The organism is Myxosarcina sp. GI1, assembly GCF_000756305.1.
Lineage (GTDB): Bacteria > Cyanobacteriota > Cyanobacteriia > Cyanobacteriales > Xenococcaceae > Myxosarcina.
The window spans coordinates 1-15,539 of the sequence record NZ_JRFE01000012.1 but is presented as its reverse complement, the minus strand read 5'-3'; the positions used below and the strand labels follow the sequence as shown (position 1 = coordinate 15,539).

Genomic DNA, 15,539 nt, shown 5'->3' with positions numbered 1-15,539 from the left:
AAAAATGGAATTCTTCAGCAACCGAGCCTTTTGTCCTTCGCTTTCTACATTAGTCAAACAGAAGTAGCTGAGACTGATTAAACAATTCCTCCTGTAGCGCGAATATTTTGACCTGTAATCCAGCTAGCGTTATCGCTCGCTAACATAACAATCGTGTTGGCAATATCTTTTGGCTGACCCAAACGACCTAAAGGAGTTTGAGCGATAAGCTGGTCTATCTGTTGCTGTTCTAGTACTAAGCCATCTGTTTCCGTTACACCAGGGGCAACGGTATTAACGGTTATTTGTCGCTCACCAAGCTCTTTTGCCAGACAATTGCTAAACTGCTCTATAGCTGCTTTTGAACCTGCATAAGCTCCACCAGCAGGAATACTCATAGATGTGCCGCCAGTAGAAATACTAATGATTCTCCCGCCATCGGCTATTTGTTTGGCAGCTTCCTGTAGAGCAAAATAAACTCCGCGAGTGATGTCAAACATACTGTCGTATTCTTCTGGAGTCATCAGAACATTGGGCTTGAAAATATTTGTTCCTGCGGCATTATTAATCAAAACATCGACCCGCCCAAAATAGTTAACAGTTTTGCCAAACAGATCGCGGATATCTTCGATTTTTTTGACATCGATTTTCAGAGCAATCGCGTCAGAGCCTATAGCTTTAATTGCAGTCACTACTTCATTAGCTTGGTCTTGGTTACTATGATAGGTAACTACAATATTGGCTCCTTCCTCTGCTAATCTTAGGGCGATCGCTCTACCAATACCTCTGGATGAACCAGTTACAATTGCTACTTTTTCTTTCAAGTTCATGATTTTAGTTGTTGTAAGTACTAGGTTTTTGATTTACTAACTGCTTTATTTAAGAGCAGATAGTAATGATAATTATGCTGAATCTAAGATGACCGAATTGTCTTTTACAATCTTTTTATTTCAGCAATTGCAGCGATTTCATATCTTTTGGCTCGGATTCGACCATAGTTTTGGGAGTGCGATCGTATACACAGGTTAAATGCTTCAAACAATCGCGCAATTCTACAGTCAATGCCTCAGACTGATAACGCCAACTCCAACTTCCTCCAGTTTTGCCAGGAGTATTCATTTTGGCTTCGCTACCCAGCCCCAGAAGATCTTGAAGGGGAAATATAGCAAAATTAGCTACAGAACTAGCAGCCAAACGAATTAAACCCCAGTGAATATTAGCTTGGGAATAAACTTGACCCAAATAGTTTAATATCTTTGTTTTTTCTGCTGTGGATTGCTCTTCAAACCAGCCTACTGTAGTGTTATTGTCATGAGTTCCCGTATAAACAATGCAGTTGGGAGAATCATAATTGTGAGGTAAAAATTCAGGATCTCCGTCTTCGTTAAAAGCGAATTGAAGAACTTTCATTCCAGGAAAATTAAATTTGTCTCTTAAAGCTTTTACTTCTGGGGTAACGATACCCAAGTCTTCAGCAACGATAGGCAGTTTACCTAATTTTGCTTTGAGAACCTCGAAAAATGCTTCACCTGGAGCTTGCATCCACTTTCCTTTTTCTGCCGTTCGTTCTCCTTTGGGTACTGCCCAAAAAGCTTGAAAGCCACGAAAATGATCGATTCTGAACAAATCGAAATAGTCGAGATTTTTTTGGACTCGTTCTAGCCACCATTCAAACTCAGTTTTTTCTAACTCTTCCCAGCAATAAACTGGATTACCCCAAAGCTGACCCGTATCGCTAAAATAATCTGGTGGAACTCCAGCCATTAGTTCGGCTTCGCCTCGTTCGTTGAGGTAAAATAGCTTGGGATTTGCCCAGGCATCAACGCTGTCGTGGGCGACATAAAAAGAGATATCGCCAAAGATACTAATTCCGCGATGGTTAGCATAATTTTTAAGCTGTTGCCACTGGGTAAAAAACTGAAACTGTAAAAACTTTTGCAAGTAAATAGCGTCACTCAGATATTTTGTCCATTGTGCTATAGCTGATGGCTGCCGTTTGGCAATTGCTTCATCCCATTGATTCCAGTGAATGCCTTTTAGCTCTTGTTTAATGGCAATAAATAAGGCGTAGTCATCAAGCCAAGCACTCTGAAGAATACAGAAGTCTTGAAATTTGAGTTGTTGTGCTGGCGTACCTTTGGTTTTGAAATTGTCGCTAGCTAACTTTAGCAGCGGCATCTTTGTTTGAATTACCCTTTCATATTCTACTTTTTTGGGAGAAAATTCTGGCAGATTTTTAAAATCTTCTTCGCTCAGTAAGCCTTCTTGTTGCAGTTTTTCCAAGCTAATTAATAAAGGATTACCTGCAAAAGCTGAATAAGACGAATAAGGTGAATTTCCCTCCATTGTCGGTCCGAGGGGCAATATTTGCCAGATTTGTTGACAACTTTCTGCTAAAAAATCAACAAACTGATAGGCTGCACTACCTAAATCGCCGATGCCAAAACGACTGGGCAAAGAAGTAGGATGAAGCAAAATTCCACTGACTCTAGAATTAAACATATTAGATTTGTCTTTAAATCATTGACCATTTAATTTCAGCAATACTGCTTTTTTCTCGATCGCCTCTAAGTTAATTTCGCGATTATCGAGTTTTTCTTTTATTGCTGATTTTTCAGAGTTTATCGGTAACTTAATCTGAAACTTTGTCTCTCCTGGTTTGGACAAACAATCAATATTCCCCTGATGTTCGATCGCGACGATACGGTAAACTAAATCCAGCCCCATGCCAGTTCCTCTACCAATTTCTTTGGTAGTAAAAAACGGTTCAAAAATCCGCGTTTGGATTGCTTTAGGAATACCAGGACCATTATCGGCAATTTCGACCAGTATATAGTTTTCAAGTTTGGAAGTAGTTATAGTAATCTTGCCATTTATCTGTTTATCTAAAGCGTCAATAGCGTTATCAATCAAATTTGTCCAAACTTGATTTAGAGAACCACCGTTGGCTCTAATTAGAGGGAAATCAGTCTCATAATTGCGAACCACCGACACATTTTGTTGCTCTAACTTATATTTGAGAATGACCAAAGTATTATTCAAACCTTGATGAATACAGGTGTTGTTCTTCTTTACAGGATCGCGGTCTACATAAGAATAGGATTTAACTGAGTCAACAATTGTAGAAATACGATTGACGCTTTCTTTTAAAGTGGCTAACAAACTAGCTTGAATCAGACTAGTTTCTAGACTAGAAAAAAAATAGTTTAAGGTATTGCTATCTAAAGTATCTAAAATTGACAATTTTTGAGTAGTAATTCCTCCCATTACTAAATTAGGTGCAATTTGTTCTCCTCGACTGACGTTGTGTGCTTCTAGCCAAATTATTAATTCGTCTTCTAAGTCTAACTGTTCTAAAGGGTCGTAAGAACAAGTTTGCAGAATATGAGCGATCGCTTCCTGTTCTAGTTTAATTAGGATCGTTAGCTGTTCGGATGTTAGCAGTTGCTCGATACATCTAAGACTTTGTGCATATAATTTGGGAGCTAACTTTTTAAGCTGAATTACCGCACTGCAAGCAGCAGAGGCAGGATTATTTAACTCATGAGCCAAACCTGCTGCCAGGGTTCCCAAACCAATCAACTTTTCATGCTGTAAAGATTGGGTTTGTAGTTCCTGGAAGCGTACTGCCATGTGACCCAAAATTACTTTTCTAACAGAAGGATAACTAAAAAGCATTTGCCAGAAATATTCTTCGGAAAATACAGCCAGAAGCGTTCCAATTACTGCCGTACCATTTGCCAAATGTTTTTCACCAGCTAGTATCGGTACTTCACCAAAAAACATATCTCGCCCATAGTTAGCAATATGGATTTCTTGACTGTCAATTTTTCGTGAAATCTGAACTTCTCCTTCGAGAACTATGTAAAAGTATTTTGTCAATTCTCCCTGACTAAAGATAGTTTCTCCCAAGCTATAGGCAACTTGATGACATGTATTCTCTAACTCCTCTCTTTCTATTGAGGATAGTTTTTGAAATAAAGATATTTGGTCCAACATATTTAGTATTAGAACCTCAAAATGAAGCTAAGTATTGATGAACGAATTTCACCGTTACCGAACCTTCTCCAACGGCAGAAGCTACACGTTTAATCGACTCAGAACGAATATCGCCATTGGCAAAAATTCCTGGAACGCTAGTTTCATATAGGTAAGGATCTCGTTTAACATTCCAGCTTTTTGGTTTTTTGCCGTTTTGCTCGATATTTGAACCCGTAACCACGTAACCAAATCGATCTAACATTACTAAATCTTTTAACCACCCAGTATTGGGCTTTGCGCCGATAAAAACAAACAAAGCTTCAGTATCAATAGTTTCTAGTTCATCGGTTTCTAGATTGTTAACCACTAGAGATTCAAGCTTATTTTTACCTAAAGCTTCTACAACTTGGGTTGATAATCGAACCTTAATATTATCGGTAACATTAATCTGGTCGATCAAGTAATGAGACATTTTTGCTGCTAGAGAATTCGCCCGTACTAAAATAGTTACGGTTCTCGCATACTTGGCAAGGTATATTGCTGCTTGACCAGCCGAGTTAGCACCACCAATAATATAAACATCTTGATTACTACAAGAAATGGCTTCAGTCATAGCTGCACCATAATATACTCCCGCACCAGTCAATCGATTGATACCAGGAACATTTAGTTTGGTGTAAGAAACACCAGTTGCAATAACCAAGGCGTGACAGTTAATTTCTTTCCCGTTAGTTAGAGTGACAATACGATACTGTCCTTCGGTACGAATGCTAGTAACTTCCTGGGGAGTCAAAATTTCTGTGCCAAACTTATATGCTTGAGCCACAGCACGACGAGCTAATTCTCCTCCTGTTAAACCTGCGGGAAATCCGAGATAGTTTTCGATTCGAGAACTGGTACCAGCTTGCCCCCCAGGAGCTTGTTTCTCGATGAGGAGAGTTTTTAAGCCTTCAGATGAACCATAAACTGCTGAAGCCAAACCAGCAGGACCACCTCCTACAATAACCAGATCGTAAAAAGGCATCTGGGCATCGGTTTTTAAACCAATTTTGTTGGCAATTTCTAGAATAGAAGGAGATTTTAGATCCGAACCATCGGGGAAAACTAAATATGGTAGTTTGGAGCAGTTTAATTCTCGCTCTGATACTATTTTGGTAGCAGAGGTATCTGTCGCTAAATCCCGCCAAATATAAGGCACGTGGTGGCGAGCCAAAAAATCTTTAATTTTATGAGACTTGGGCGACCAGCGATAACCTAAAACCTGAACTCCTTCAAAAATATTTTCTAGAGAACGATCTTGCCAAACTTCTAATAAATCATCTAAAACGGGATAGAGATTAATATGGGCGGGTAGCCAAGGCTTTAATAGATAATAGTCTATCTTTGCTTTGTTGATGGCATCTATTGCTGCTTTAGTATCTGCATAAGCTGTAATCAGAGCTTTTTTAGCTTCAGGATACATTTTTTGTGCCTGTTCGAGAAATTCTACGCCTGTCATTTCAGGCATTCGCTGATCTACAAGGAATAAAGCAACATAATGTTGTCGTTTCTTTAAATCTAGTAACAACTCTAATATTTGTTTGCTGGAACTAGAAGGTACTATGCGAAAAGAAGAACTATATTGACTTCGCAAGTCGCGAGTCATAGTGTGAAGTACTTCGAGATCGTCATCTATTGCAATGATTGCAGGTTTAGCCATAAAGAAATTTTTTCTCGTGTAGAATTATGTAGTTTGTCATTTCGAGCGACTAAAAGTAGAGAGTAGGATAGTTACCCAACCTCGTACCAGAGATATTTAATTCGCTACTCGCCACTAACTTTTAAACGCCGACCATTTCAGGAGAGTCAACGCGATCGACAATCTGAATATCATCACAGAAAGAACTTTTTTCTAACAGTTGTTTGATTGCTTCTGTCGGTCGAACTAAATAAATTTGAACTCGATCGCCCAACTGTTGCTTGTTAAAGGCAAGCGCCCTAATTCCTTCGCTAGAAATATTTTCTAACTCGCTCATCTCTAGCATGAGATATTTAACCGATCGAACTGTTGCCCGTTCCAATACTTCTTGAAAATGCCAGATAGTGCTTTGGTCGAGAGTACCTTTAAGAATTATTTCTGCTCGCTCGTCTGTAACCTCAACTAAATTAGCATCAAAGGGTACTTTAGTCGGCATTACTCGAACTTTAAACCTCATTTCATCTAAATCTGTAGGGAGGTTAATAGTTAGATTAGCAGCATCAAAATCAAAGAAAGGTCGCTCGTTAAGCCAAACGGCACTAATTTCAATACTGCCGGCAGGCAGAATATCTGGTTGTATTCGTAAAATGTTGTCTTTAAAACCATTTGGCTTAGGCTTAAAGTACAAATCCATCGGCTTATTAGTAAGCAAGAGATTGATATAAACAGTTGCCAGGTAAGCAAGCTCGAAGGAATGGTAGCCACTCATAGAGTGAGAACCTTTACCGCGCTCGTTCCCCTCTATTAAGTAGGGTATGCCGTTAGCTAGAACATTGAAATAGATACCACCGTCTTCATTATCTAAAAACCAGGCGTTGTAGAATGCTGCTGATTCTCTAGCCTGTTTGCGGAACTCGCAATTTCCTGTCGAACCTGCCAAAATCAAGTAAGCTAAAATTGCCTGTTCTTGCTGCCACCAGGCTTTGCGATCGTGCCAGACATGACGATGATGCTTGTGGTTGGGTAAGGCAGTGCGTTCGACCACATCGTACCAGCCTCCTCGTTGGCAATCGCTACCAACTGCGGGCATAATTCTGGCAATTTTTTCAGCCAAAGCAGTATATTTCTCTTTGGGATTGAGATGGTACATCCGCATGATGTTCCAAGCAATTTTTAGATTGTGACCGACTACTGCCCGATCTTGTTGCCAACCCCATACCTTGTCGGGAGTCCAATCTTGATTGAAACGTTCTTGAACAAAAGGACTTGCTTCGGAACAGGGAAAATGCTTTTCGATCAAATCGAACGTATATTCTAAAAAGTCAGCGCACCTTTGTTCTCCCGTAGCGAGATACATATTGATCAAAAATGCTGGTGCATGATCCCCAATTGAGTTCCAATTTTTTTTCGCTCTGTTCGGACCTAGTGTAGGGCAATGGGGACTGAGGGTAATGGGATCGATATGAGAGAAAAAGCCGCCATGTTCGGTTTTATCCAAAAAATAGCGATCGAAAAGATTAATAGTCAGGTCGAGATCGTGCTTGATTTGCACATCGCCAGTCACGCGATAGGTTTGGGTCGGTCCTGCTAGAGCATAGATCTGTTCGTAAGCAGGAATGGCATGGCGATCGTCACCAAATTCTGAAGCAAATACTTTTTGTTTGCTACCATCGGGCATAATATCTACCCCATGATACCAATAGCAAATTTCTTCACTCTCATCTAAAAAACGCATGTTATCGTGCAAATACTCGGTTCCTTTTTCGGCTGCTTCGAGATATCGTTCTTCTCCAGTCAACATATAGGCAGAAGCAAAGCCATATACTAAGCGAGAAATAGTGTCAGTTTCTTGCCGAGTGGAACCATCTTTCGCACCCATAAGACTAATACTCGTCCGATACTTATCGTAATTTATTTCACCATCGTCAAACTGTGACTTTAAATAGAAATCAGCTAGCTGTTTGATTTGCTTAATCCACCAGTCGGGTTTCTCAAACAAATATTCACTATTGCTTCGCCCTAGAAAGACAATTTGCTTGGCAACAAACTGAATATCTTCGACATCAGGATAGAAAATACCATAAACGAATAAATAACGTCCTGGGACCAGCATCGATTTCATTTGGAAAGTACAGTCTTGATATGGTTCTCCTAGATTACGAACTAGTTGAGCATAAGTCATGTCTGTTAGTTCGATTTCGTAGTCCCGTTTATCTGATGTTTGCAGTTTGAAAGTACCAGAGTCTCCGCGATCGGGATCGAATTCGGTAACATATCCAGCAATTAAATCCGAAATACAAAAATCTAGCTTGTTCATGTTTGTTCCTAGTAAAGATAAAGTTGAGCGAGTAAATTAGAATTGTCTCTAAAAAGATCGAGTTATATAGCTAGTCGTTAGCCACAAACCAATTTAAAATCTTGGCGTTGAAAACAATCTAGAAATTTACGGTGTAGTTTATTGAGAAATAAGTACGACTATGCTGCGATCTGTAACCATGTAGCGTTTGTTTTGAATTAACACCTCACGACATGGTTCTAAAATATCTGAGGGAGATTCTAGAGCGGTATCGATAACTTTATACCAGTTTCTATTTGGTAGGGGCGGAATTTCAAATTCCAAACTTCCCCAGTACATATTTAACATGACGTGAATATCTACAGTCCCGTCAAAACCACCTAGAGTATAGGCGAGAACAAGAGAATTTTTGTCTTGCCATCCAGGTCGATATAATTGACAACCATGCCAGGAAATATCTGCCAAACCACGTTCGTTAACTTCACCATTGAAAAAGCCACGACGGCAAAAGCTACCATAGCGTTTGCGAAAAGCAATCATCGAGCTAAAAAAGCGCACTGTCTCTGCATTCTTAGTAACCAATTCCCAATCGTGCCAATTAAGCTCATTATCCTGACAGTAAGTATTATTGTTGCCTTTTTTAGTTAGTCTAAATTCATCTCCCCCAAGAATCATGGGAACTCCTTGAGAAAGCAACAGCATTGCCACCGCATTTTTTACTTGGCGTTTTCTGAGGGCTTCTATTTTAAGATCGTCGGTTTCTCCTTCAAAGCCACAGTTCCAACTTAAATTCTCGTTGATACCATCTTGATTGTTTTCCCCATTTGCCTCATTATGCTTGTAGTTATAGGAAACCAAATCGTTGAGAGTAAAACCATCATGACAGGTGATAAAGTTTAGACTGTTGATAGGCTTACCGCCGCTATGCTGGTAAAGATCGGCGCTGCCCGCGATACGATTGGCTACAACATCTACCATACCAGGATCTCCTTTAAGAAATTTACGAATATCATCTCTAAAGAGTCCGTTCCATTCAGCATAACGATATCCAGGAAAACTACCAATTTGGTATAGTCCTCCTGCATCCCAGGCTTCAGTAATCATTTTTGTTCCAGCTAAAGTGTCCGAAGTTTCGATATGCCACAATACCGCAGGGTTTTCCATTGGCGCACCATTCATACCTCTAGCCAGGATCGAGCCTTCGTCAAAACGAAAACCATCGACGTGCATCTCTCGAACCCAGTATTCCAGACATTCTACAATTAGCTTGTCTACTATAGGGTGATTGCAGTTGACCGTATTGCCACAGCCACTATAGTCCATATAATACTGTTTATCAAAGGGGACGAGGTGATAGTAGATACTATTGTCTATGCCTTTAAAATTGATAGTTGGACCTTGATGTTGACCTTCGCTGGTATGATTGAATACGACATCCAGGATGACTTCAATGCCTGCTTTATGTAGTGCCTTGACCATATCCCGAAACTCAGTTATTCGATCTTTTGCTTCTCGAGCATGACAGTAAGAAGTTTCTAAGGCAAAGAAGCTATGAGGATCGTATCCCCAATAGTTGGTCAGAGATTTACCATCAACTTCTCTTATGGTTTCATCGGCATCAAAATCAAAAATCGGTAGGAGTTCGACGGCAGTGATCCCCAAAGCTTGAAGATAGGGAATTTTTTCAATTACTCCCTTATAGGTTCCTGGATACTTGCATTTAGATGTGGCAGATTTAGTAAAGCCACCAACATGCATCTCATAAATAATTGAGGAGCCAATGGGCTTTTCTAGAGGGCGATCGCCTTCCCAGTCATAATCGTCTAACTCGATAACCACACTGCGCATTGAAGTAGTTAAATTATCTTTTGAGCCTAAGGCATCCATTCTATTCCAACGCTGGTTGCAGTTGGCTCTGGCATAGGGATCGATCAAAACTTTGTTTTTATTAAAGCGATGTCCCGAACCATGAAGATCCTGAGATCCATCAATTCGATAGCCATAGCCCGAACCAGGTTTTAATCCCTTTACATATATATGCCAAAAATTATAGGTTTTATTAGTTTGCGGGTCTAATTTAAAAATCTCAATGGGTCGGGGATCGTCGGGTTGCTTAAAAATCAATAATTCGACCGAAGTAGCATTCTGAGAAAAAAGTGAAAAGTTTACACCTTCGGAGTCTGGGGTAGCACCTAAAGGATAGGTTCGACCGATAGTAGTGGTTAAGTTAGCCGTTACTTTAGTGGTTCTGGTTATTGCAGTCATAATTTTATTTTTGTCTTTAAGTAACATCGTTAGAATCTTTTAGCTATTTATTGCCCTTACAAATACATCTCTGCAATCTAAAAATTAGATAAAATTAGATATTTTGCTTGACTAAAATACCTAAATTAATAGTGATTGAAATTGTTGTCTTTTTCTTAGATGCAATGTTTCTATCGAGCAACTTAAGATTTAGTTTTTTTGGCTGGAGTACCTGAAACTTATTAAGTTTAATTGTTTAGTACTTAATTTGCAGTAATTTTATCTGCTTGTATTGTTACATGACTACCATTTATTTAATATGTATCATGTTAAATTAGCTACTTTTTTCTGTAAAAATCTATTTTTTGTAAAAACAAATAGTAACCTTACTTGATTTATTAGATTAAAACTCAATCGGAAAGAAATAGATAAGAAAATAAATATAAAGATCTTTACTTTTCCTTTTCTATTCGTTGATAGTCTAAAAGCAATCGAACAATTATTTTCAATTTAATTGTTTGCAGCAATGCAAATATACAGAATATAGAGTATTAAATACTGCTGCTAAATCGGTTTTGTTTGAAGATATATAGTAACTGCCGATTGAGAGATTTATTCAGGATTTGTTACTAAAAATACATTCAAGCTTTTACTAAGTTTTTAATTTAAAATGTCCCGCTACTTAAATTAAGTAATAATGTCTATCTCAACTTTTCCTTACCCAAATGCTGTACTAGACGACCGAGAACTTCAGCAAGCTCTGGCGGAGATCGATCCTCAGTTCGGTGATTTTGTAACTCGCGTGGCTGGTGAAGCCTGGGGAATGCCATTAATCGATCAGAAAACTAAAGCTTTAATTGCGATCGCCATTGATATAGTCAATCAAAGTTTATTAGGACCTGGTACTCCCTTTGCCGCTCACTTAGATATGGCAATTAAACAGGGGGCTACCCGAGCCGAAATAGAGGAATTACTGCTATTTTTATGTGTTTACGCAGGTTTTAACAAAGCTGCGGCAGGCTTTGGGGCTTTGAATGAAATTTTAAATCGAGCATAAATACTAAATACTAATTTGAGGAAGCAAAATGATAATGTTAGCTACCACTAGAAAAACCGATTATGCGATACGCGATCGCCAGGGAAAACTAGCTTTTTATGTTTTATTATGGAAGCGAAAAAGTATTAACCTCAGTCTATTTGATAACTATTGGCGAGATGTTCACGGTCCTGTCTGCGCTCGTTTGCCCGGACAACATCAGTATTGGCAGTTCCATTTAGATCGTTGCGAAGGAGAGTTATGGCCCACGGTACCAGGAGTAGAATACACCTGTGCCGAAGCAAACCAGTTTGAGGGTATTGCCGAACTAACTTTCACTAGTGAAGCGGAAAGAAATCTTTGGTTTGAGTCTGCCTCAATTCTCATGGATGACGAGCATAATATTTTTAGCAAAGCAATCGGCTACAACACCAGTCTGGGTAATTCCATAACCTATGTAGACGGTATTCCCAGCGGTCAGCCTAATGGTAAGCTGGACTTGCTGAAGTTTCATATTATGGTCAAAAAATCTCCCAGTGCCAGCATTATTGCTTTGCGCCAATATCTAAAAGAAACTTTTGCTCCCACAGTCTCTCAAAGCGAATCGGTTCTCAAACTAAGACTGCATCTGTTTGAAGCAGTCGATAATTCTCGTGCTGATGCTTCTGGAGTATCACATTTTGAACCGCCAGAAGAACAGTATCAGGCAGCAATTGAAATTGCTTTTGCTAACCCATTAGAAATGGAAAAGTTTTTTGCTTCCCCAGAATATGCAATTGCTACCAGAGATCTGAGTCGATATGTACGGCGGTTTTTACTCTTTCCCGAACGTACTGCCTATACTTTTGTTTATGACGGAGAAATGACTCTGGCGGGACAGCGTAGTTCTACTGTTGCCGAATTAATCGCTAATATCGGCGCAACAAATCAACTAAAAGAAGACGTAACTACCCTCATGATGCAACAGCAATTAATTCCCGATCGCAATGGTGCTAATGGTTCTTCTAGCAATGGCAATGGAACATTAACAAGTCTCAACACTTCTGGTACGGGCAATAGTAGTGAAGCTTATGCAGCTAAACCCATCAAAAAGCGAACAAACTATTATCGAGATTTGGCTGCTGACTATTCTCGTCCTGGATTGGTAACGTCATACGTAGCTAAAAAACTCATTGAAGATGGGGAAAGGTATGCAGCCATGAAGGAAGCAACCTTACCTGAAATCAATGCTAGCTATACTTTGACACAAATCGAACGAGAAAATAAAGACTGGTGGGTAACTCACTGCGAAGCCCTAAGACAGGGGCGGGGAGACATCTTAACGGCTGAATATCGCGAAGATCTGGTTTACTTTTGCCAAGATGGACCCTACCAGGGTTTGGACCAGCAAAAAGAGCGAGAAAAACACTGGTGGGCTTTAATCGCCCAACCAGGAGTTACTATGTGTTGGCCAATTGTTATGTTTCATGGCGAAGTTACTTACTTTGAATGGAAATGCGTCGATGATGAGACAAATGAGACTACAGCCAAAGGTTCCGTAACCTGGATGCGTAGAGGTCACAGAGGTGGCTGTTATCTCAAAACCGAACAACTAACTTTTTACCGTGACGTGTTTGCTTCAGATAATCTACTAAATTTGATTAAAACTTAGGTTGAAATAACTGTAATTATCATCCAGTCGAGCCAAAGCTCACGGTCGAAAATATGTTTGATGATTTTTTCAGCAGGGTAGCTCGTCAATCCGATCCATCATTAATTAACCCTAAAACGAAAGCCTTAATTGCGCTCGCCGTCGATTTGGCTAACAATGGCGATCGATATCCCGATACTTTATTTAACAGTATCGAGCGAGCCGTTCGGCAGGGAGTTACACCGCAGGAAATTAGAGAATTGCTGTTGTTACTCTGCGTCTATCTTGGATTTAATCGAGTAGCTGGCAGTTTCGGAATCCTAAATAACAATTTACAGCAACACGATCGTAAGAATATGATGTCTGCAATAAAACCCAAAGACTATGCCATACGCGATCGCCAGGGGAAAGTGGCTTTTTACGTACTTTTAAAGAAACGTCAGGGAATTAACCGCGAACTCTTTTACGATTACTGGAAAAATGTTCGTGGTCCCGTTTGCGCTCGTTTACCAGGTCAGTATCAGTATTGGCAATTACATTTAGAACCCAATCGTAGCGGTCTATGGCATCAAACGTCTGATGTTGAATATATCTGTCCCGACGATCGACAGTATGACGGTATCGCCGAACTAACTTTTCCTACAGAAACCGATCGCCAGCAGTTTTTAAAGTCTTCAAAAATTTTAATGGCAGACGAGAAAAATTTATTTAGTAAAGCGATTGTCTACCAGACGGCGATTGATAATTCTCGCACCTATACCGATCTTATGCCCGTAGGAGATCCTAATGGAGAAGGGTCGAGTATTAAATTTCACATTTTAATTCAGCAAGCCGAACGGGTAAGCTCGAATAACTTTCGGCAGTATCTGAGGAATTTTGCCGAGATTACCTCACAAAGCAATCTGGTGTTAAAGCTCAGACTACACCTGTTCGAGCCGCTCGATAATTCTCGTTCTAGTACTTCGAGAGTATCTTACTACGAACCACCAGAACAACAGTATCAAGCCGCGATCGAAATCGCTTTTGCCGATCGCCTCAAAATGGAGCAATTTTTGGCTTCAGAGCAATATACGATCGCCACTCAGAATTTGCCTCAATACGTCAAAAAGTTCTATCCTTTTCCCGAACAGAGTGCCTACACTTTTGTTTATGAAGGCAAATTAACTCTAGCAGGTCAACGCAGTGCTAATGTTGCCGAGCTAATTACCAGGGCGGGAGCAACCAATCAACTTCAGCCAGAGATAGTTTCTACTTTTAGTGATGCCGAATTAGAATCATCTAGCAAGAGCGACAACTCTGGATTGGGTCGATATTTGCAAGGAGTGCAGCACTTTGGCGTTACTGTTAGAGACATGGCGCAATCGGTCGAATTCTACACGCAAGTATTAGGAGGACAGCTAGTAGTCAGCGAAGAAGAATTAGTCGGCGATACGGTACAAAATACCCTGTTTCAGAAAGAAGAACTAGACGCGATCGCTAAAGGACTTGCTTCGGACAACGCAGACATACCTAATCTGAGAAGCACAAAGGATGATGCTCTAGACGTTAAATTTATTTCCTTTGGGAATGTAGTTGTCGAACTAATCTATTTTCGCCAAGCAGGCATAGCTAATCCCCATGAAAGTTCGGTGGCGACTCTGCCCTCTCATATCGGTAGAGTTAATGCCATGCACCTTTCATTTAACCTCAAAGAAGATCTAGACCTCAATCAGTTTGCTCTAATGTTAGAAGCCGAATGTCATCGTCGAGGTATGAATGAGGTAATTTTTAATCGTGTGAAGCGGGTCAATTCTCTGGCAGAAAGAAAAGCTCTGGCTCTCAAACATAATTCCTTTAAATTTTGGAACGAAGGAGAGGATAACAGTGTTGACTGGAGTAAAGATCCGATGGAGGGGTGGTCTTTATTTTATTGTAAAGGTCCCAATGGAGAGCAACTAGAGTTCAATCAGGTAACGAGGGGAGTCAAACAGCGGTTTCGTCGCGGGGTACAAAAGTATAATCAAACCAACGGTACGGCTTTTGTATTTCCTGATTTTTCTCTGGCAAGTGCTGAGGGGAAATCGTCAGGGCAAACTAGCATTAGTCTCGACTTTACCTTTAGCTCTCGCGTTGCTGCCCCCTTTGCTACTGTATGGGACATAGTTATTGACAAGATTGAAAATACCTCTCGCTACAACCCTGAAGCTAAAAATACGCAAATTCTAGAAAGATATAGCGATGGTCTGATTCGACAGATGGATGCCCTGGGCATGACGGTTAAAGAAAGAATCGTCATCGATTCTTCTACAGGAACAATTACCCATCATTTATTAGATAATCCCTATTTTACGGGCAAGATCGTCAATCGAGTTACTCGCGATCGCGATCTTCAAAATGTTAGCTATACCCTTAGCTGGCAGCCTTTTAATACAGCAGGACAAGAGTTAGCAGAAAAAATCAGCGACAAATTACGTCAGGCGGTTCGGATGGCTGTACTAAGTGCAAAAGAAGCTGCCGAACAATTAACCACAACTACTATGGAGAGAAAAATGACTAGTTTAGAAAAATTACCAGGGCAAAATGCCGATTTAGTCAAACGCTTGTTTTCTAGAGGAGAAGCRTTTGATTCGGAAGGCTTTGTTACCTTCTTTACCGATAATCCCGTCTATCAATTTGGTAATTTTGATGTCTGTTTGGACAAACAGTCTATCAAACA

Annotated in this window: 8 protein-coding genes and 1 pseudogene; 3 read left to right on the top strand and 6 right to left on the bottom strand. The window is 40.1% G+C overall.

Annotation, left to right across the window (positions count from 1 at the left end; all coding sequences use genetic code 11):
- Positions 1-77: 77 nt before the first annotated feature.
- The 6 genes and pseudogenes from KV40_RS06045 to glgX all read right to left on the bottom strand — a co-directional run bounded on the left by KV40_RS06045 (position 78) and on the right by glgX (position 10,199).
- Positions 78-812, bottom strand: coding sequence for an SDR family oxidoreductase (locus KV40_RS06045; protein ID WP_036478941.1), 735 nt, complete (start codon positions 810-812; stop codon positions 78-80).
- A 112-nt stretch (positions 813-924) separates the two neighbouring features.
- A pseudogene (gene malQ / locus KV40_RS06040) lies at positions 925-2,484 on the bottom strand (4-alpha-glucanotransferase); the annotation flags it as partial.
- 15 nt (positions 2,485-2,499) lie between these two features.
- Entirely contained in the window at positions 2,500-3,978 is a 1,479-nt protein-coding gene (locus tag KV40_RS06035; RefSeq protein WP_216595545.1) for an ATP-binding protein, read from the bottom strand.
- 16 nt (positions 3,979-3,994) lie between these two features.
- Positions 3,995-5,659 (bottom strand): FAD-dependent oxidoreductase, encoded by a 1,665-nt coding sequence (locus KV40_RS06030; protein ID WP_036478937.1) that lies wholly within the window; start codon positions 5,657-5,659, stop codon positions 3,995-3,997.
- Positions 5,660-5,780: 121 nt separating this feature from the next.
- On the bottom strand, positions 5,781-7,955 hold the full coding sequence (locus KV40_RS06025; RefSeq protein ID WP_036478935.1) for an AGE family epimerase/isomerase: 2,175 nt from the start codon (positions 7,953-7,955) through the stop codon (positions 5,781-5,783).
- A 138-nt stretch (positions 7,956-8,093) separates the two neighbouring features.
- Positions 8,094-10,199 carry a glycogen debranching protein GlgX gene (glgX, locus tag KV40_RS06020; protein WP_081942790.1) on the bottom strand — a complete coding sequence of 702 codons (2,106 nt, stop codon included), beginning with the start codon at positions 10,197-10,199 and terminating at the stop codon, positions 8,094-8,096.
- Positions 10,200-10,875: 676 nt separating this feature from the next.
- On the opposite strand from glgX, the gene KV40_RS06015 reads away from it, so the two are divergent.
- From KV40_RS06015 to KV40_RS36085, 3 genes are all read left to right on the top strand, one after another.
- Positions 10,876-11,235 carry a carboxymuconolactone decarboxylase family protein gene (locus tag KV40_RS06015; protein WP_036478933.1) on the top strand — a complete coding sequence of 120 codons (360 nt, stop codon included), beginning with the start codon at positions 10,876-10,878 and terminating at the stop codon, positions 11,233-11,235.
- 1,063 nt (positions 11,236-12,298) lie between these two features.
- Entirely contained in the window at positions 12,299-12,865 is a 567-nt protein-coding gene (locus tag KV40_RS37245; protein ID WP_081942789.1) for a hypothetical protein, read from the top strand.
- A gap of 53 nt (positions 12,866-12,918) precedes the next feature.
- On the top strand, positions 12,919-15,539 hold a 2,621-nt coding region (locus KV40_RS36085; RefSeq protein ID WP_072013784.1), incomplete at its 3' end, for a carboxymuconolactone decarboxylase family protein.